At 60.9% G+C, this 1,155-nt stretch carries 3 protein-coding genes; all 3 read left to right on the forward strand.

Going from position 1 to position 1,155, the window contains the following annotated elements; translation table 11 throughout:
- On the forward strand, nucleotides 1-234 hold a 234-nt coding region (locus tag NW857_RS00860), incomplete at its 5' end, for a c-type cytochrome (protein ID WP_414367716.1).
- Entirely contained in the window at nucleotides 234-566 is a 333-nt protein-coding gene (locus NW857_RS00865) for a hypothetical protein (protein WP_414349075.1), read from the forward strand. The genes NW857_RS00860 and NW857_RS00865, both read left to right, overlap by 1 nt.
- A 62-nt stretch (nucleotides 567-628) precedes the next feature.
- The coding region (locus tag NW857_RS00870) for a YcnI family protein (RefSeq protein ID WP_414367717.1) at nucleotides 629-1,155 on the forward strand (527 nt) is incomplete at its 3' end.

Raw genomic sequence — 1,155 nt, forward strand, 5'->3', positions numbered from 1 at the left:
GCCAAGTGTGTGGGCTGTCACTTGAACGGGCGCAACAGTTTGGTGGCAGCGAAAAACCTCTCTCTGGCGGCTCTTCATGAGTACCACGTGGATACCCCTGAGCTCATCCAGGCCCAGGTGCGCAACGGCAAAGGGGCCATGCCCGCTTTTGGCAAGCTTCTCAAGCCAGAAGAAATCGAAGCCGTGGCCGCCTACGTTCTAGACCGGGCTGAGCACAACTGGAGCAAAGGCTAATGGCCCAGGAGAGGACTCAAGATCTGACCCTGGCACCTCAGATGCCGCAGGAGCAGAGCTGTGGAGCACAGGGATCCCGCCGCAAAATCTTGTCGGTTGGGGTGGGGGCTCATGGTTTGGTGGCGGTGGGCATTTCTGCCCATGGGGTGGTGGCCATCGGCGTGGTGACCCACGGCATTCTCTCGATTGGCCTGGTGGCCATGGGCGCCCTCTCCTTTGGGCTGGTGTCGATGGGCTTGGCCAGCGCCGGCCTGGTGTCCATGGGCCTTTCCAGTTGGGGTCAGCACAGCATGAGCGTGACCGAATCCCACGGATCCCATCACCATCCTTAGGTTTTGTTGGCCGGATCCTGACCGGTTCTCTTTCCACCTAGCGTTGTTAAGGAGTATTTACAATGTTCAGTTGGCACAGTTACCTGGCCTTGGCCAAGAAATCTCTGCTGGCCCTGGGAATGAGCGTTGTGCCCCTTTCTTCTGCTTGGGCCCATGTGACCGTCCATCCCAAAGAGGCCCCGGCGGGCAGCGTTGCCAAGCTCACCTTCCGCGTGCCCCATGGCTGCGATGGCTCCCCGACCATTCGCCTGCGGGTGCAGATCCCGGAAGGGGCCACCTCGGTGAAGCCGATGGTGCACCCCCTCTGGAAAATTGAGACGGTGAAAAAGCCGCTGGATAAGCCCTACGAGTCCCACGGGAAGATGATCACCGAAACAGTGGCCGAGGTGATCTGGAGCGGCGGATCCCTGCCGGATGAGTTCATGGATGAGTTCAGCCTCAGCCTCAGGCTGCCGGATCGCCCCGGCGAGACTATCCCCATCCCGGTCATCCAGGAGTGTGAACAAGGCATGTACCGCTGGATCCAGGTGGCGCAGCCGGGGGAGGATCCCAAAAACCTGCCAGAGCCGGCGCCGCTGCTGAAGCTGAC

It is taken from the genome of Synechococcus sp. H55.9, assembly GCF_047462355.1.
Lineage (GTDB): Bacteria > Cyanobacteriota > Cyanobacteriia > Thermostichales > Thermostichaceae > Thermostichus.

Bases quoted from the DNA above. Each gene is read 5' to 3' on its own strand.
- NW857_RS00865 (WP_414349075.1), top strand. From the start codon at position 234: ATGGCCCAGGAGAGGACTCAAGATCTGACCCTGGCACCTCAGATGCCG.